Annotated in this window: 15 protein-coding genes; 14 read left to right on the plus strand and 1 reads right to left on the minus strand. The window is 68.9% G+C overall.

Translation table 11 applies throughout. The features are described from left to right. Window positions 1-17 precede the first annotated feature (17 nt). Entirely contained in the window at window positions 18-836 is an 819-nt protein-coding gene (locus DSC45_RS00470; protein ID WP_119286115.1) for a C40 family peptidase, read from the minus strand. Between the two features lie 1,102 nt (window positions 837-1,938). On the opposite strand from DSC45_RS00470, the gene DSC45_RS00475 reads away from it, so the two are divergent. Genes DSC45_RS00475 through nuoN form a run of 14 tightly spaced genes read left to right on the plus strand, consistent with a single transcriptional unit; the run spans window position 1,939 to window position 18,029 of the window. Then, window positions 1,939-2,298: an NADH-quinone oxidoreductase subunit A gene (locus DSC45_RS00475; protein WP_119286116.1), complete on the plus strand. Its 360-nt coding sequence runs from the start codon at window positions 1,939-1,941 to the stop codon at window positions 2,296-2,298. A gap of 15 nt (window positions 2,299-2,313) precedes the next feature. Beyond that, complete coding sequence (locus DSC45_RS00480) at window positions 2,314-2,868, plus strand: NuoB/complex I 20 kDa subunit family protein (RefSeq protein WP_119286117.1); 555 nt, start codon at window positions 2,314-2,316, stop codon at window positions 2,866-2,868. Then, window positions 2,865-3,599: an NADH-quinone oxidoreductase subunit C gene (locus DSC45_RS00485; protein ID WP_119286118.1), complete on the plus strand. Its 735-nt coding sequence runs from the start codon at window positions 2,865-2,867 to the stop codon at window positions 3,597-3,599. Before DSC45_RS00480 ends, DSC45_RS00485 begins: the two co-directional genes overlap by 4 nt. Next, window positions 3,596-4,918 (plus strand): NADH-quinone oxidoreductase subunit D, encoded by a 1,323-nt coding sequence (locus DSC45_RS00490; RefSeq protein WP_119286119.1) that lies wholly within the window; start codon window positions 3,596-3,598, stop codon window positions 4,916-4,918. The genes DSC45_RS00485 and DSC45_RS00490 overlap by 4 nt, the downstream gene beginning before the upstream one ends. 44 nt (window positions 4,919-4,962) lie before the next feature. Next, window positions 4,963-5,790 (plus strand): NADH-quinone oxidoreductase subunit NuoE, encoded by an 828-nt coding sequence (nuoE, locus tag DSC45_RS00495; RefSeq protein WP_119286120.1) that lies wholly within the window; start codon window positions 4,963-4,965, stop codon window positions 5,788-5,790. Next, a complete protein-coding gene (gene nuoF, locus DSC45_RS00500; RefSeq protein ID WP_119286121.1) occupies window positions 5,790-7,175 on the plus strand; it encodes an NADH-quinone oxidoreductase subunit NuoF in 1,386 nt (461 codons plus the stop codon). Before nuoE ends, nuoF begins: the two co-directional genes overlap by 1 nt. Then, a complete protein-coding gene (locus DSC45_RS00505; RefSeq protein ID WP_119286122.1) occupies window positions 7,172-9,673 on the plus strand; it encodes an NADH-quinone oxidoreductase subunit G in 2,502 nt (833 codons plus the stop codon). The genes nuoF and DSC45_RS00505 overlap by 4 nt, the downstream gene beginning before the upstream one ends. Then, window positions 9,670-11,058: an NADH-quinone oxidoreductase subunit NuoH gene (nuoH, locus tag DSC45_RS00510; protein ID WP_119286123.1), complete on the plus strand. Its 1,389-nt coding sequence runs from the start codon at window positions 9,670-9,672 to the stop codon at window positions 11,056-11,058. The genes DSC45_RS00505 and nuoH overlap by 4 nt, the downstream gene beginning before the upstream one ends. Beyond that, window positions 11,051-11,695, plus strand: coding sequence for an NADH-quinone oxidoreductase subunit NuoI (nuoI, locus tag DSC45_RS00515; protein WP_119286124.1), 645 nt, complete (start codon window positions 11,051-11,053; stop codon window positions 11,693-11,695). The genes nuoH and nuoI overlap by 8 nt, the downstream gene beginning before the upstream one ends. Continuing rightward, window positions 11,692-12,558: an NADH-quinone oxidoreductase subunit J gene (locus DSC45_RS00520; RefSeq protein ID WP_119286125.1), complete on the plus strand. Its 867-nt coding sequence runs from the start codon at window positions 11,692-11,694 to the stop codon at window positions 12,556-12,558. The genes nuoI and DSC45_RS00520 overlap by 4 nt, the downstream gene beginning before the upstream one ends. After that, window positions 12,555-12,854: an NADH-quinone oxidoreductase subunit NuoK gene (gene nuoK / locus DSC45_RS00525; protein WP_119286126.1), complete on the plus strand. Its 300-nt coding sequence runs from the start codon at window positions 12,555-12,557 to the stop codon at window positions 12,852-12,854. The genes DSC45_RS00520 and nuoK overlap by 4 nt, the downstream gene beginning before the upstream one ends. Before the next feature lie 15 nt (window positions 12,855-12,869). After that, window positions 12,870-14,768 (plus strand): NADH-quinone oxidoreductase subunit L, encoded by a 1,899-nt coding sequence (nuoL, locus tag DSC45_RS00530; RefSeq protein WP_119286127.1) that lies wholly within the window; start codon window positions 12,870-12,872, stop codon window positions 14,766-14,768. Window positions 14,769-14,772: 4 nt separating this feature from the next. Next, window positions 14,773-16,383 (plus strand): NADH-quinone oxidoreductase subunit M, encoded by a 1,611-nt coding sequence (locus tag DSC45_RS00535; protein ID WP_119286128.1) that lies wholly within the window; start codon window positions 14,773-14,775, stop codon window positions 16,381-16,383. Beyond that, window positions 16,380-18,029, plus strand: coding sequence for an NADH-quinone oxidoreductase subunit NuoN (gene nuoN, locus DSC45_RS00540; RefSeq protein ID WP_119286129.1), 1,650 nt, complete (start codon window positions 16,380-16,382; stop codon window positions 18,027-18,029). The genes DSC45_RS00535 and nuoN overlap by 4 nt, the downstream gene beginning before the upstream one ends. Window positions 18,030-18,196 lie beyond the last annotated feature (167 nt).

Here is an 18,196-nt window from a genome sequence, read left to right on the forward strand (position 1 = left end):
TGGCGGGAACGGGGACGTCAGAGGACGCGGACCGCGCCGTCCGCTGGGTAGCCGGACAGGTCCTGGATCACGACGCCCTTGCCGGGGTTCGCGGCGTCCAGGTACTGGCCGTCGCCGATGTACACACCGGTGTGGAACGCCGAACCGGCGCCGCCCCAGTACAGGATGTCGCCGACCTGGGGGTTGGACGTGCCGACCTGGGTACCCGCGGTCGACTGGGCCTGCGAGGTGCGCGGCAGGTCCACGCCGGCCTGCTTGAAGGCGGCCTGCACGAGACCGGAGCAGTCCCAGGAGTTGGGGCCGGTGCCGCCCATGACGTAGGCGTCGCCGAGCTGGGCCTTCATGAAGCTGACGACGGCGCCGGCGCTGCCGCTGGCGGGAGCGGCGGTGGAGGCCTCGGAGGACGAGTCGGAGGCGCTCTGGGTGCTCAGCGCGGCGCGCTCGGTGGAGCGGTCGGCACGGGCCTGCCGCGCCTCCTCGGCGCGCTCGGCGGCGGCCTTCTTCTTGGCCTCCGCCTTGCGCTCCGCCTCGGCCTTGGCCTTCTTGGCGTCCTTGACGGCCTTCTCCGTCGCGGCGTCCTGCTCGGCCTGGTGCCGAACGGAGTCCGCGACGTCCTGGGTGGCGTCCGCGGTGGCGGCCATCTTGGTGGCCAGCTCAGTGGTGAGCGTGGGCATTTCGATGGTCTCGGTCACCGGCTCGGCCGCGTTCGCCGAACCGGATGCACCGGCCACTGCGAGGGTGCTGAGGACGCCACCGGCAACTCCGGCGCGCAGGGCCACCTTGGAGGCGCTGCGGCGGGGCTTCCGGTGGCTGGGTATGTGAGCGGTGTGGGACATGGGACAACCGCTATCAGGGCACACGGGTTCCCTTCAAGAAACGTGTGCTGCGCCACAGTTGCTGCGTTCCCGGCTGAATCCCGCGCGTGTCGGCCCTTATTGACGCCGTAACGGGCAATTAGGACACCGTCGATCAAGGCCATGATCACGGGTTTTCAGCGTTACGCCCCTTTTGCCCGCCGCCTACCATCGACGCGACTCGATGGCCAAGCCCTTCGTTTCGCCCTCGATGGCGACGTGGCACAGGTCACGCACAGGTCACGGAACGGCCGTGTGTGGAACGGACATTAGGGATCGCGCATCACCCTGCAGTCGGCCCTGTCGCTCGACTGCCCGGCCGGACGGCAGGGCAAACCGGACGCAGTGCGTCCATAGGTGACGAACCGCAGGCGCCGAACCGGTGGCGTCCAACTGCCGGTCCCTCGGTGCGAGTCCGGGCGGCCGGTGCTTCGGACCGTCGTTCCGTCCTCCGGTGCGCCGGTCGCCGACAGGTTCCGCGCGCTGCGGACTCGCGGCGCCTCGCGGGAGTTGCGGGACCCACCGGGGTCGTGGGCCTCACCGGGGTCGCGGGACCTCGCCGGAGTTGGTGAACGCGCGCGCGTAGCGACCGTTCGCGCGCTCCCTCTCTCGTCCCCTTCTCCCCACCCCTCCCTTCCCTGCCCTCTCGTCCCTCCCCCTTCTTGTCCTCTTCGCCTCTCGCGCGCGGCCGTCCACCCCCACCCCGCCGGCTCCCTCCAACGAGCGAGCCCGCTCCTCTATCAAGGCCCGCCGTCCAGCACCAATTTGCTTGCAGCTGCCATCACTTGATACGCCGACACCGCCCCGACCAGCGGTAACGCATCCGGATGTCACTACTGGTGATCACTTCGGAGCTTCGCGTATGAAGATCACCGCTCATCCGGCTTCATGATCCTTCGTCAGGTGGTGGAGATCACAAAGTCGTTGTCGTACCCCGTGTCGCACGTCACAGGACGGCAGGCATAGGATGCGGGGCAGTTGGGCTTGTGAACTGCCTCACATGAGCGCGATCTTCGTGGGGTGGGCGATGCCCGCAGGTCCGACCGCCGAAGCAGTCAATGTCGACTGAGAGGAGCGAGGAGCGGTGAACGCTTATGCGCCCATCCTCGTATTGGGAGCCCTAGGCGCCGGCTTTGCGATCTTCTCCGTGGTCATGGCCACGCTTGTCGGTCCAAAGCGGTACAACCGGGCAAAGCTCGAAGCCTATGAATGCGGTATCGAGCCCACGCCGACACCGGCCGGCGGTGGGCGATTCCCCATCAAGTACTACCTGACGGCGATGCTCTTCATCATTTTCGATATCGAGATCGTCTTCCTCTATCCCTGGGCCGTCACCTTTGACGCGCTCGGGGTTTTCGGGCTCGTGGAGATGCTGCTCTTCGTGCTCACCGTCTTCGTCGCGTACGCCTACGTGTGGCGGCGCGGCGGCCTGGACTGGGACTGAGGGGCTGATTCACCCATGGGACTTGAAGAGAAGCTGCCGAGCGGGTTCTTGCTGACGACCGTCGAGCAGGCCGCGGGATGGGTGCGTAAGTCGTCCGTCTTTCCGGCCACGTTCGGCCTCGCCTGCTGTGCGATCGAGATGATGACGACCGGAGCCGGGCGGTACGACCTTGCTCGCTTCGGTATGGAGGTCTTCCGGGGGTCGCCGCGGCAGGCGGACCTGATGATCGTGGCCGGACGGGTCAGTCAGAAGATGGCGCCCGTCCTCAGGCAGGTCTACGACCAGATGCCCAGCCCCAAGTGGGTTATCTCCATGGGGGTTTGCGCCTCTTCAGGAGGCATGTTCAACAATTACGCGATTGTTCAGGGTGTCGACCACATCATCCCGGTGGACATCTATTTGCCCGGTTGCCCGCCGCGGCCGGAGATGCTCCTGGACGCGATTCTCAAGCTCCACGAGAAGATCCAGACCTCGAAGCTCGGTGTGAACGCCGAGGACGCAGCCCGCGAGGCGGAGGAGGCGGCCCTCAAGTCGCTTCCCCTGATCGAGATGAAGGGGCTGCTGCGATGAGTGACAACGAAGGCGTGAACCCCGAGAAGGACCTCGGCGTGGACAACCTGCCGGGGCAGCGCGGTGACGACGGCGAGGAGATTCGCGTCCAGCGCGGCATGTTCGGCGCGAACAACGGTGGCGACACCTCCGGCTACGGCGGCCTGGTCCGTTCCGTACGACTGCCCGGCGAATCCACCCGGCCCTACGGCGGCTGGTTCGACGAGGTGGCCGACGAGCTGGAGGGCGCCCTCGAGGAGCAGGACCTGCTGCCCGCCAACGCGATCGAGAAGACGGTCGTCGACCGCGACGAACTCACCTTCCACATCGCCCGCGAGCACCTGCCGCGCGTGGCCAGGACCCTGCGCGACGACCCGGCCCTGCGCTTCGAGCTGTGTACCGGCGTCGCGGGCGTGCACTACCCGAACGACAAGGGCCGCGAGCTGCACGCCGTCTACCACCTGCGATCGATCACCCACAACCGCCTGATCCGGCTGGAAGTGTCCGCACCGGACAGCGACCCGCACGTCCCCTCGCTGGTCGAGGTCTATCCGACCAACGACTGGCACGAGCGCGAGACCTACGACTTCTTCGGGCTGATCTTCGACGGGCACCCGGCCCTGACCCGGATCATGATGCCGGACGACTGGCAGGGCTTCCCGCAGCGCAAGGACTACCCGCTCGGCGGCATCGCCGTCGAGTACAAGGGCGCCCAGATCCCGGCTCCTGACCAGCGGAGGTCGTACTCGTGACAACTCCCCACGCAACGCCTCGCGCCACGACCGAAGGCACCGTCTACACCGTCACCGGCGGCGACTGGGACGAGGTCGTCGAGCAGGCCGCCAAGTCCGACGACGAGCGCATCATCGTCAACATGGGCCCCCAGCACCCGTCCACGCACGGCGTGCTCCGGCTGATCCTGGAGATCGACGGCGAAACGGTGACCGAGGCCCGCTGCGGCATCGGCTACCTGCACACCGGCATCGAGAAGAACCTCGAGTACCGGACCTGGACGCAGGGCACCACGTTCGTCACGCGCATGGACTACCTGACGCCGTTCTTCAACGAGACGGCGTACTGCCTCGGCGTGGAGCGGCTGCTCGGCATCGAGGACGAGATCCCGGACCGCGCCTCGGTCATCCGGGTCCTCCTGATGGAGCTGAACCGGCTCTCCTCACACCTGGTGTGCCTCGCCACCGGTGGTATGGAGCTCGGCGCCACCACGATCATGATCTACGGCTTCCGTGACCGTGAACTGGTGCTGGATCTCTTCGAGTTGATCACCGGTCTGCGGATGAACCACGCGTTCATCCGGCCGGGCGGCCTCGCCCAGGACCTGCCGCCGGGCACGGTCGACCAGATCCGCGAATTCCTGAAGACGATGCGGAAGAACCTCGGCGAGTACGACAAGCTCGCCACCGGCAACCCCATCTTCAAGGGCCGCCTGCAGGACGTCGGCTACCTCGACCTGGCCGGCTGCATGGCCCTCGGTGTCACCGGGCCGCCCCTGAGGTCCGCGGGCCTTCCGCACGACCTGCGCAAGTCCAACCCGTACTGCGGCTACGAGGACTACGACTTCGAGGTGCCGACCTCGGACACCTGCGACTCCTACGGGCGGTTCCTGATCCGCCTGGAGGAGATGCGCCAGTCGCTGCGGATCGTCGAGCAGTGCCTCGACCGGCTCGAGCCGGGCCCGGTCATGGTCGGCGACAAGAAGATCGCCTGGCCCGCCCAACTGGCCCTCGGCCCCGACGGTCTGGGCAATTCCCTCGACCACATCAAGAACATCATGGGCACCTCGATGGAGGCCCTGATCCACCACTTCAAGCTGGTGACCGAGGGCTTCCGGGTCCCGCCGGGACAGACGTACGTCGCCGTCGAGTCGCCCAAGGGCGAACTCGGCGTACACGTCGCGTCCGACGGCGGCACCCGTCCCTACCGGGTGCACTTCCGCGACCCCTCCTTCACCAACTTGCAGGCCATGGCGGCGATGTGCGAAGGCGGACAGGTCGCCGACGTCATCGTCGCCGTCGCATCCCTCGACCCCGTGATGGGAGGCGTCGACCGGTGACGGACGCACAGCCCACAAGCACCGGCGGCCCGACGAGCCTGGGCATGCCCCAGCTCCCGGCCCCCGAATACCCGGCCGACGTACGCGCGCGTCTGGAGGCGGACGCCAAGGAAATCGTCGCCCGCTACCCCGACAGCAGGTCGGCGCTCCTCCCGCTGCTGCACCTCGTGCAGTCCGAGGAGGGCCATGTCACGCGTACCGGCATGCAGTTCTGCGCCGATGTGCTGGCACTGACCACCGCCGAGGTCACCGCGGTCGCGACCTTCTACAGCATGTACCGCCGCAAGCCGAGCGGCGACTACCAGGTCGGGGTCTGCACCAACACGCTCTGCGCGGTGATGGGCGGCGACGCCATCTTCGACGAGCTGAAGGAACACCTCGGCGTCGGCAACAACGAGACGACCGAGGACGGCAAGGTCACCCTCGAGCACATCGAGTGCAACGCCGCCTGCGACTTCGCGCCCGTCGTGATGGTGAACTGGGAGTTCTTCGACAACCAGACGCCCGCCAGCGCCAAGCAGCTCGTCGACGACCTGCGCGCCGGCGGCGAGGTGTCGCCCACCCGCGGCGCTCCGCTGTGCACCTTCAAGGAGACCGCCCGCATCCTGGCCGGCTTCCCCGACGAGCGCCCGGGCGCGGTCGAGGCCTCCGGCGCCGCCGGACCCGCCTCGCTGCTCGGCCTGCGGCTCGCCAAGGGCGAGGGCCACGGCCGGGTCGTCCACCCACGCGGATCCGCTCCGCAGGACAAGACCGCGCCCGGTCACCCGAGTTCCCACGATGCGCCGCAGGAGACCTCGGCGTCCGACCCGTCGCACCCGTCGGGCCCGGTCTCCGGGGACGCTTCCGGGGACGTTTCCGAGGAGGGGGAGTGATGTCCGTGTCCACCGAATACGGGGGCGCGTCCCGGCCCGATGCCGAAAGCGAGTCGAGCCCCGAGAAGCTCCTCACGCCCGTCCTGTCGTCCTTCTGGGACGCGGACCGGCCGTGGTCGCTGGAGACCTACCGCCGGCACGAGGGCTACGAGGGACTGCGCAAGGCCTTCGACATGTCGCCGGACGATCTCATCGCGTACGTCAAGGACGCAGGGCTGCGCGGCCGCGGTGGCGCGGGCTTCCCGACCGGCATGAAGTGGCAGTTCATCCCGCAGGGCGACGGCAAGCCGCACTACCTCGTCGTCAATGCGGACGAATCGGAGCCGGGCACCTGCAAGGACATCCCGCTCCTCTTCGCCAACCCGCACTCGCTCATCGAGGGCATCGTGATCGCCTGCTACGCGATCCGGTCCAGCCACGCCTTCATCTATCTGCGCGGTGAGGTGGTCCCCGTACTGCGGCGGCTGCACGAGGCCGTGCGTGAGGCGCACGAGGCCGGCTACCTCGGCAAGGACATCCTCGGCAGCGGGCTCGATCTCGAGATCACCGTGCACGCGGGCGCGGGCGCGTACATCTGCGGTGAGGAGACCGCGCTGCTCGACTCGCTCGAAGGGCGCCGCGGCCAGCCCCGGCTGCGTCCCCCCTTCCCTGCCGTCGCCGGTCTGTACGCCTGCCCCACAGTGGTGAACAACGTCGAGTCCATCGCGTCCGTTCCCGCCATCATCAACAAGGGCAAGGACTGGTTCCGGTCGATGGGCAGCGAGAAGTCCCCGGGCTTCACGCTCTACTCGCTCAGCGGCCACGTCGCCAACCCCGGTCAGTTCGAGGCACCGCTCGGCATCACACTGCGCCAACTCCTCGAGATGAGCGGCGGGATGAGGCCCGGGCACCAGCTGAAGTTCTGGACACCGGGCGGCTCGTCCACCCCGATGTTCACGGACGAGCACCTCGACGTACCCCTCGACTACGAGGGCGTCGGCGCCGCCGGATCGATGCTCGGCACCAAGGCCCTGCAGTGCTTCGACGAGACCACCTGCGTGGTCCGCGCGGTCACCCGCTGGACCGAGTTCTACGCCCACGAGTCCTGCGGCAAGTGCACACCGTGCCGTGAAGGAACGTACTGGCTCGTCCAGTTGCTCCGGGACATCGAGGACGGCAAGGGCGTCATGTCCGACCTCGACAAGCTGAACGACATCGCCGACAACATCAACGGCAAGTCGTTCTGCGCACTCGGCGACGGCGCCGCCTCGCCGATCTTCTCCTCGCTCAAGTACTTCCGCGAGGAGTACGAGCAGCACATCACCGGCAAGGGCTGCCCCTTCGACCCGGCCAAGTCGACGCTCTGGAGCGACGCAGCCGACCAGCACACGGAGGTGAACGCATGACGGTCACAACTAATGCTCCCTCCGGGGGCGGAGCGGCGGCGGTCCCGCCCGAGGACCTCGTCTCGCTGACCATCGACGGCGTGGAGATCAGTGTCCCCAAGGGCACCCTGGTGATCCGCGCCGCCGAGCAACTCGGCATCGAGATCCCGCGGTTCTGCGACCATCCGCTGCTCGACCCGGCCGGCGCCTGCCGCCAGTGCATCGTCGAGGTGGAGGGCCAGCGCAAGCCGATGGCCTCCTGCACCATCACCTGCACCGACGGCATGGTCGTCAAGACGCACCTCACCTCGCCGGTCGCCGAGAAGGCGCAGCAGGGCGTGATGGAGCTGCTGCTCATCAACCACCCGCTCGACTGCCCCGTCTGCGACAAGGGCGGCGAGTGCCCGCTGCAGAACCAGGCCATGTCGCACGGCCAGTCCGACTCCCGCTTCGAGGGCAAGAAGCGCACGTTCGAGAAGCCGGTGCCGATCTCGGCGCAGGTGCTGCTCGACCGTGAGCGCTGTGTGCTGTGCGCGCGCTGCACCCGCTTCTCCAACCAGGTCGCGGGCGACCCGATGATCGAGCTCCTCGAGCGGGGCGCGCTGCAGCAGGTCGGCACCGGCGAGGGCGACCCCTTCGAGTCGTACTTCTCCGGGAACACCATCCAGATCTGCCCGGTGGGAGCGCTGACCTCGGCGGCCTACCGCTTCCGGTCCCGGCCGTTCGACCTGATCTCCTCGCCGTCGGTGTGCGAGCACTGCTCGAGCGGCTGCGCCACCCGCACCGACCACCGCCGCGGCAAGGTCATGCGGCGCCTCGCCGAGAACGACCCCGAGGTCAACGAGGAGTGGGTCTGCGACAAGGGCCGCTTCGGCTTCCGCTACGCCCAGAAGCCGGACCGCCTCACCCACCCCCTCGTACGGAACGAGAACGGCGAGCTGGAGACGGCCAGTTGGCCGGAGGCCCTGGACGCGGCGGCCAAGGGTCTGACCGCGGCGCGCGGCCGGGCCGGGGTCCTCACCGGCGGCCGTCTCACCGTCGAGGACGCCTACGCGTACAGCAAGTTCGCCCGGATCGCGCTCGACACCAACGACATCGACTTCCGCGCGCGCCCGCACAGCGCCGAGGAAGCCGACTTCCTGGCGGCCCGAGTGGCCGGACGGGGACGGGACCTGAGCGGCACCGGGGTCACCAACACGGCTCTGGAGCACGCGCCCGCGGTGCTGCTCGCCGGCTTCGAGGCGGAGGAGGAGGCGCCGGGAGTGTTCCTGCGGCTGCGCAAGGCGCACCGCAAGACCGGTCAACGGACCTTCGCCATCGCCCCGTTCGCCACCCGCGGCCTCGACAAGACGGGCGGCACCCTGCTCCCCGCCGCCCCCGGCACCGAACCGGAGTGGCTGAACGCGCTGGCCGCGAACACCGGACTGGACGGCGACGGAGCGGCCGCCGCCGAGGCGCTGCGCGCACCCGGTGCGGTCATCGTCGTCGGCGAACGCCTCGCGGCCGTCGCGGGCGGACTCACCGCTGCCCTGCGTACGGCCGAGGCCACCGGCGCCGAACTCGTGTGGATCCCGCGCCGGGCCGGCGAGCGGGGGGCGCTCGAAGCGGGCGCTCTGCCGTCCCTGTTGCCCGGTGGCCGGCCGGCCACCGACCCGCAGGCGCGCGACGAGGTCGCCGCACAGTGGGGCGTGGCCCGCCTTCCCGGCACCCACGGACGCGACACCGCACAGATGGTGCAGGCCGCGGCCACCGGCGAACTCGGTGCGCTGCTCGTCGCGGGCGTGGAGATCGCCGACCTGCCGGACCCGGCGCTGGCCCGCCGCGCGCTCGCCGAGGCGTCCTTCGTGGTCAGCCTCGAACAGCGGCCCGGCGAGGTGACCGCGCTCGCGGACGTCGTCCTGCCGGTGGCCGCGGTCGCCGAGAAGGCCGGCACGTTCCTCAACTGGGAAGGCAGGGCGAGGCCGTTCGAGGCCGCGCTCAAGCCGGACCACATGACCCGGCGGCTCGCACCCACCGACGCGCGTGCCCTGCACATGCTGGCCGACGCGATGGATGTCCACCTGGCGCTGCCCGACAACGCCGCGGCGCACCGCGAGCTCGACCGGCTCGGCACCTGGAGCGGTGACCGGTCGAGCGCCCCCGACTCCACCGGGGGTGACCTGCCCCGGCCCGCCGCGGGCGAGGCCGTACTCGCCGGTCACCGGCTGCTGCTCGACCAGGGCCGGCTGCAGGAGGGCGACGAGGCGCTCAAGGCGACCCGGCACGAGGCGGTGGCCCGGCTCTCCGCCGCCACCGCGGCCGAGTCCGGCGTCAAGAGCGGCGACATCCTCGCGGTCTCCGGACCGACCGGATCCGTCGAACTGCCGCTGCGTATCACCGAGATGCCCGACCGCGTGGTCTGGCTCCCGCTCAACTCGGCCGGCGGTGGGGTCGCCTCCGACACCGGAGCCCTCCCCGGCGCACTCGTCCGCATCGGCCCGGCCGTGGCCGCACCCGTGGCTCAGGAGGTGCAGTCATGACCGTGCTCGCCCTCGAAGACCTCTCGATGTTCGGCCGCGATCCGTGGTGGCTCGTCGGGATCAAGGCGGTCTTCTGCTTCGCCTTCCTGATGGTGACCGTGCTCTTCGCCATCGTGTGGGAGCGCAAGGTCGTCGCCTGGATGCAGCGTCGCGTCGGCCCCAACCGGCACGGTCCCTGGGGTCTGCTGCAGTCCCTCGCGGACGGCGTCAAGCTGATGCTCAAGGAAGACGTGATCGTCAAGCGCGCGGACAAGGTGGTCTACGTCCTCGCGCCGGTCGTGGCGGCCATCCCGGCCTTCATGGCCATCGCGGTGATCCCGTTCGGCCCGGCCGACAACCAGGTCTCGATCTTCGGCCACCGCACCACGATGCAGCTCACCGACCTGCCGATCGCGATGCTCTACCTCCTCGCGGTCGCCTCCATCGGCATCTACGGCATCGTGCTCGCCGGCTGGTCGTCCGGATCGACGTACCCGCTGCTCGGCGGGATCCGCTCCTGCGCGCAGATGATCTCCTACGAGATCGCGATGGGCGCCGCCTTCGCCTCGGTCTTCCTGTACTCCGGGTCGATGTCGACCTCGGCGATCGTGGAGGCGCAGGCGGACCGGTGGTACATCATCCTGCTGCCGCTGTCCTTCCTGCTGTACATCGTGACGATGGTCGGCGAGGTCAACCGCGCCCCGTTCGACATGCCGGAGTCCGAGGGCGACCTGGTCGGCGGCTTCAACACCGAGTACAGCTCGATCAAGTTCGCGATGTTCATGCTGGCCGAGTACGTCAACATGGTCACCGTCTCGGCGGTCGCCACGACGCTGTTCCTCGGCGGCTGGCGGGCCCCGTACCCGGTGAGCGCCTTCTGGGAGGGGGCGAACCAGGGCTGGTGGCCGATGCTCTGGTTCATCGTCAAGGTCCAGCTGCTGCTGTTCTTCTTCATCTGGCTGCGCGGCACGCTGCCCCGCGTCCGCTACGACCAGCTGATGAAGCTCGGCTGGAAGGTCCTGATCCCGGTCTCGGTCGTCTGGCTGATGGTCGTCGCGACCGTGCGCACACTGCGCAACGAGAACGTGGACTTCTCCTCGATCGTGCTCTACGTCGCCGGCGGCGTCCTGACTCTGCTGGTCCTCTCCTTCCTGTACGACACCTTCCGGGACAAACGGGAGAAGGAGGAGGCCGCGGCGGAGGCCGAACGGGCCCCGGCCTTCGACCCGATGGCGGGCGGGTTCCCCGTACCACCGCTGCCCGGACAGGAGTTGCCGCCCGTGCCGCGCCGCCGGTCCCGTCAGGAACGGGAGTTGGTCACCAGCGGCGGCCCCGGCAGTACCGACCCAGAAGGCGCTGCTCCGACCCCCGGCGCCCGTGACGGAAAGGAGGCCGACGGTGTCTGAGTCATCCAGGAAATCCGGTGAGTCCCGCGACGCTGCGTCCAAGGACACGCAAACGGGATTCCAGAATCCGGTGGCCGGCTTCGGCGTGACCTTCTCGGCCATGTTCAAGAAGCGGCTCACCGAGCAGTACCCGGAGCAGCCGAAGACCACCGCTCCGCGCTTCCACGGCCGCCACCAGCTCAACCGGCACCCGGACGGCCTGGAGAAGTGCGTGGGCTGCGAGTTGTGCGCCTGGGCCTGTCCCGCCGACGCGATCTACGTGGAGGGCGCGGACAACACCGAGGAGGAGCGCTACTCACCCGGTGAGCGCTACGGCCGCGTCTACCAGATCAACTACGCCCGCTGCATCTTGTGCGGCCTGTGCATCGAGGCGTGCCCGACCCGGGCGCTGACGATGACGAACGACTTCGAGCTCGCCGACTCCAGCCGCGAGAGCCTGATCTACACCAAGGAGCAGCTGCTCGCGGGCCTGGAGGAGGGCATGGTCGACTCCCCGCACTCGATCTTCCCGGGGACCGACGAGCAGGACTACTACCGGGGCCTGGTGACCGAGGCCGCGCCCGGCACGGTGCAGCAGGCGGTCACCCCGGGCCAGGAGACGCCGGAGCCGGCCACGGGCAAGGGGGCGGACGTATGAACGCGCTCGCCGCCTACGCCACCTCCAGTGGCGAGGCCTTCCAGTTCTGGGTGCTCGGCACGATCGCGGTGATCGGCGCCCTGAGCACCGTATTCATGAAGAAGACCGTGCACAGTGCGCTGTGCCTGGCCGGGACCATGATCATCCTTGCGGTGTTCTACCTGGCGAACGGTGCGTACTTCCTCGGCATCGTGCAGATCGTCGTCTACACCGGCGCGATCATGATGCTCTTCCTCTTCGTGGTCATGCTCGTCGGTGTCACGGCGGCGGACTCGCTGAAGGAGACCATCAAGGGTCAGCGGCTGCTCGCGGCCCTCTGCGGAATCGGCTTCGCGGTCCTGCTCGTCGGCGGCATCGGCAACGCCTCGCTGAGCGAGGCCAAGGGCCTTGCCCAGGCGAACGCAGGCGGGAACGTCGAGGGACTCGCCTCGCTGATCTTCACCAAGTACGTGTTCGCCTTCGAGATCACCGGCGCCCTGCTCATCACCGCCGCGGTCGGCGCGATGGTGCTCACGCACCGCGAGCGCACCGAACGCGCGCGCACCCAGCGCGAGTTGTCCGAGCAGCGGGTCCGTGAGGGCAAGCACCTGCCGCCGCTGCCCGCACCGGGCGTGTACGCCCGGCACAACGCGGTGGACATCGCGGGGCTGCTCCCGGACGGCACCCCGTCCGAGCTCACGGTCATGCAGACGCTGCGCGAACGCGGCCAGATCCGGGACGTGTCCGACGAGGCGCTCGACGACCTGCGGGCCCTCGAGCAGCGCTCCGAGGAACGGCTCGGACGTGACGAGGCCGGGTTCTCCCGCAGCGCGGCGACCGCCGCCGGGGCCGGCGAATCGGGGAAGACGGAGGGCTCGCAGTGAATCCCGTCAACTACCTCTACCTAGCGGCCCTGTTGTTCTCGATCGGTGCCACCGGCGTACTGGTCCGGCGGAACGTCATCGTGCTGTTCATGTGCGTGGAGCTGATGCTCAACGCCTGCAACCTCGCGCTGGTCGCCTTCTCCCGGATGCACGGCAATCTCGACGGCCAGATCATCGCGTTCTTCACGATGGTCGTCGCCGCCGCCGAGGTCGTGGTCGGGCTCGCGATCATCGTGTCGCTGTTCCGTTCCCGCCACTCGGCCTCGGTCGACGACGCCAGCCTGATGAAGCTCTGAGGGGTCGGAAGAAACGTGGAGAACCTGATTGCGCTGCTGGTGGCGGCGCCTCTGCTCGGAGCGGCCGTCCTGCTGTGCGGCGGACGCCGGCTCGACGGCGCCGGCCATGTGATCGGCACCGTCCTTGCCTTCGCCTCGTTCGGGGTGGCGGTCGCGCTGTTCACCGACATGCTGGGCCGGGCCGGCGAGGACCGTGCCCTGCACCAACACCTGTTCAGCTGGATCCCGGTGGGCGGCTTCCAGGCCGACATCGCCTTCCAGGTCGACCAGTTGTCGATGACGTTCGTACTCCTGATCACCGGCGTGGGTTCACTCATCCACGTCTACTCGATGGGGTACATGGAGCACGACGAGCGGCGCCGCCGCTTCTTCGCCTACCTGAACCTGTTCCTCGCGGCGATGCTGATCCTGGTCATCGCCGACAACTACCTGCTGCTGTACGTCGGTTGGGAGGGCGTCGGCCTCGCCTCGTACCTCCTCATCGGGTTCTGGCAGCACAAGCCGAGCGCGGCGACCGCGGCCAAGAAGGCCTTCCTGGTCAACCGGGTCGGTGACATCGGCCTGTCCATCGCGATCATGCTGATGTTCACCACCTTCGGGACCTTCGCCTTCGGCGGCGTGCTCGAGGCGGCGGGGGAGTCGAGCGAGGGCAAGCTGACGGCGATCGGCCTGATGCTGCTGCTCGCGGCCTGCGGCAAGTCCGCCCAGGTGCCGCTGCAGTCCTGGCTCGGGGACGCGATGGAGGGTCCGACTCCGGTCTCGGCCCTGATCCACGCGGCCACCATGGTGACCGCGGGCGTGTACCTGATCGTCCGCTCCGGCGCGATCTTCAACGCGGCGCCCGATGCCCAACTGGCCGTCGTCATCGTCGGAGCGGTCACGCTGCTCTTCGGTGCGATCGTCGGTTGCGCGAAGGACGACATCAAGAAGGCCCTGGCGGGCTCGACGATGTCGCAGATCGGCTACATGATCATGGCGGCGGGCCTCGGCCCGATCGGCTACGCCTTCGCGATCATGCACCTGGTGACCCACGGCTTCTTCAAGGCCGGGCTCTTCCTCGGTGCCGGCTCCGTCATGCACGGCATGAACGACGAGGTCGACATGCGGAAGTACGGGGGCCTGCGCAAGTACATGCCGGTCACCTTCGTGACGTTCGGCCTCGGCTATCTCGCGATCATCGGCTTCCCGGGCCTGTCCGGCTTCTGGTCGAAGGACAAGATCATCGAGGCGGCGTTCGCGTACGACGACGGGATCCGCGGCTGGATCTTCGGATGCGTCGCACTGCTCGGCGCCGGTATCACGGCGTTCTACATGACCCGCGTGATGATCATGACCTTCTTCGGCGAGAAGCGCTGGCAGCCGGATGCGGAGGGCAACGAGCCGCACCCGCACGAGTCCCCGAAGTCGATGACGATCCCGATGATCGTGCTCGCCTTCGGATCGGTCTTCGCGGGCGGCCTGTTCAGCCTGAACGAAGCGTTCGTGAAGTGGCTGGAACCCGTCACCGAGTTCCACCACCCGCATCCGGTGATCAGCGTCCCGGCCATCACCGCGTCCACCGTCGTCGTGCTGCTGCTCGGCGCCGGCCTCGCGTATCTGCAGTACGGGCGGCGGCCGGTGCCGGTCACCCCGCCCAAGGGCTCGCTGCTCACCCGGGCGGCCCGGCGCGACCTGCTCCAGGACGACCTCAACCATGTCGTACTCGTCCGCGGTGGCGAGCACCTCACCCGGTCCTTGGTGTACGTCGACCACAGCCTGGTCGACGGGGTCGTGAACGGCACGGCGGCCGGCTTCGGCGGACTCTCCGGCCGGCTCCGCCGGCTGCAGAACGGCTTCGCACGCAGCTACGCGGTCTCGATGTTCGGCGGTACGGCGATCCTCATCGCCGCGACCCTGCTGATGAGGGCGGTCTGATCCCATGTCCTTTCCTCTGCTGACAGCTACGGCCGCGCTCCCCGCGGTCGGCGCGATCGCCACCGCGGCCGTCCCGGCGGCCCGGCGCACCGCGGCGAAGTGGCTGGCGCTGCTGTTCTCGCTCGCCACCCTGGCGGCGGCCCTCGTCGTGGTGTTCCGCTTCGACCCGGACAAGGCGGTCAACGCCCCGGGCGACCGGTACCAACTCGCCGAATCGCACGCCTGGATCGCCGACTTCGGCGTCCGCTACGAACTCGGCGTGGACGGCATCGGCGTGGCCCTGCTCGGCCTCACCGCGCTGCTCATCCCGTTCGTCGTCCTCGCCGGCTGGCACGACGCCGACCCGGAGGACGGCAAGAACGCCAAGGACAGTGTGGCCAGCGGCCGTTGGCGCCCGACCCAGGGCTTCTTCGCGCTGATCCTGATGGTCGAGGCGATGGTGATCCTCTCCTTCGTCGCCACCGACGTCTTCCTCTTCTACATCCTGTTCGAGGCCATGCTCATCCCGATGTACTTCCTCATCGGCGGCTTCGGCGACAAGGCGGGAGCGAACGGCGAGAAGGAGGCGGCGACCCAACGGTCGTACGCCGCCGTGAAGTTCCTCCTCTACAACCTGGTCGGCGGCCTCATCATGCTGGCCGCGGTCATCGGCCTCTACGTGGTCGGCGGCACCTTCTCGCTCACCGAGATCGCCGAGGCCCGGGCCGCGGGCAATTTCGAGATGGCGACCAACACCGAGCGGCTGCTCTTCCTCGGCTTCTTCTTCGCCTTCGCGGTGAAGGCGCCGCTGTGGCCGCTGCACACCTGGCTGCCGAACGCGATGGGCGAGGCGACCGCACCGGTCGCCGTGCTGATCACCGCGGTGGTCGACAAGGTCGGCACGTTCGCGATGCTCCGCTACTGCCTGCAGCTGTTCCCGAACGCCTCCGAGTGGGCGACCCCGGTGATCCTGGGCCTGGCCCTGGTGAGCATCGTCTACGGCGCACTCCTCGCGGTCGGTCAGCGGGACATCAAGCGCCTGATCGCGTACGCCTCGATCTCGCACTTCGGGTTCATCATCATGGGCATCTTCGCCATGACGTCCCAGGGGCAGTCGGGCGCGACGCTCTACATGGTCAACCACGGGATCTCGACCGCCGCCCTGATGCTGGTGGCCGGCTTCCTGATCACCCGCCGCGGCTCGCGTCTCATCGCGGACTACGGGGGAGTGCAGAAGGTGGCGCCGATCCTGGCCGGCACCTTCCTGGTCGGCTCGCTGGCGACCTTGTCGCTGCCCGGACTCGCCCCGTTCGTCAGTGAGTTCCTGGTTCTGGTGGGGACGTTCTCGCGCTATCCGGTGGTCGGGATCATCGCCACGATCGGCATCGTCCTCGGCGCCCTGTACACCCTCGTCCTGTATCAGCGGACGATGACGGGCCCGGTCAAGCAGAACGTGAGCACCATGCCCGACCTGCGCGTACGTGAGCTGGTCGTGGTCGCCCCGCTGATCGCCCTGCTGATCTTCCTCGGCGTCTACCCGAAGCCGGTCACCGATCTGGTGAACCCGGCGGTGGACCAGACGCTGTCCGACGTCCAGAAGCACGACCCCGAGCCCGAGGTGGAGGCGGCCAAGTGAGCGCATCAGCCGTCCACAGCCTGTGGACAACGGCGGCGGAGCCGATCGAGAAGATCGACGCCCCGCACATCGAGTACGGCCAGCTCGCTCCCGTACTGATCATCGTCGGCGCGGCGGTCCTGGGCATCCTGCTCGAGGCCTTCGTGCCGCGCCGGGCGCGGTACTACGCCCAGCTGTTCCTCACCGTGGTCGCGCTGGTGGCGTCCTTCGCCGCCGTGGTGGGCCTCGCGACCAGCGGGCACGCGACGACCGAGGCGGGCATCGTCGCCATGGGCGCGATCGCCGTCGACGGGCCCGCGCTGTTCCTGCAGGGCACGATCCTGCTGATCGGCCTGGTCTCCGTGTTCACCTTCGCCGAGCGCAGGCTCGACCCGGAGGTGCACGGCAACCGCGTCGACTCGTTCGCCGCGCAGGGCGCCGCGGTGCCCGGCAGCGAAGGCGAACAGGCCGCCGTCAAGGCCGGGTTCGCGACCACCGAGGTCTTCCCGCTGGTGCTCTTCGCGATCGCCGGCCTGCTGGTCTTCCCGGCGGCCAACGACCTCCTCACCCTGTTCATCGCCCTCGAGGTCTTCTCGCTGCCGCTCTACCTGCTGTGCGCGCTGGCCCGCCGCAAGCGCCTCATGTCGCAGGAGGCCGCGGTCAAGTACTTCCTCCTCGGCGCCTTCTCCTCGGCGTTCCTGCTCTTCGGCGTCGCGCTGCTCTACGGGTACGCGGGCACGGTCAACTACGCCGGCATCGCCGAGGTCGTCGACGGCACCATCCAGAACATCGACCCGGTGCTTGCCGAGACCATGGGCAACGACGTGCTGCTCCTGATCGGTGCGGCGATGATCCTGATGGGCCTGCTGTTCAAGGTCGGCGCGGTGCCGTTCCACATGTGGACCCCGGACGTCTACCAGGGGGCGCCCACCCCGGTCACCGGCTTCATGGCGGCGGCCACGAAGGTCGCGGCCTTCGGCGCGCTGCTGCGGCTGCTCTACGTCGTCCTGCCCGGCCTGCGCTGGGACTGGCGACCGGTGATGTGGGGCGTCGCGATCATCACCATGCTGCTCGGTGCGATCGTCGCCATCACGCAGACCGACATCAAGCGGCTCCTGGCGTACTCCTCGATCGCGCACGCCGGCTTCATCCTCGCCGGTGTCATCGCGACCTCGCCGGACGGCGTCTCCTCGGTGCTGTTCTACCTGGGGGCGTACTCCTTCGTGACGATCGGTGCGTTCGCCGTGGTCACGCTGGTACGGGACGCGGGCGGCGAGGCCACTCACCTGTCGAAGTGGGCGGGGCTCGGGCGGCGCTCGCCGATGGTGGCGGCGGTCTTCGCCGTCTTCCTGCTCGCCTTCGCCGGTATCCCGCTGACCAGCGGCTTCACCGGCAAGTTCGCCGTGTTCAAGGCGGCTGCGGAGGGCGGGGCCGGGGCGCTCGTCGTGGTCGGTGTGATCTCGTCCGCGATCGCCGCGTTCTTCTACATCCGCGTGATCGTCCTGATGTTCTTCAGCGAGCCCAAGCCGGACGGCCCGACCGTCGCGGTCGCCTCCCCGCTGACCATGACGGCCATCGCGGTGGGCGTCGCGGTCACGGTGGTACTCGGGGTGGCCCCCCAGTACTTCCTGGACCTGGCGGGCCAGGCGGGCGTTTTCGTCCGCTGACCCTCCCGCCTCGCCACGCGCCACCGCCCGGCCCCGGACATCCGGGGCCGGGCGGTGGCGCGTTCACGTCCCGGTGTCCGGTCCGGCTTCTCCTCGGCCTGGCCGGTGCGCATCTCCAGCCGGTCGGGGCGGATCCTTGAGGCCGTTCGGCGCTCGAGGACAGCTGA

The organism is Streptomyces sp. YIM 130001 (assembly GCF_003574445.1).
Taxonomy (GTDB): domain Bacteria; phylum Actinomycetota; class Actinomycetes; order Streptomycetales; family Streptomycetaceae; genus Streptomyces.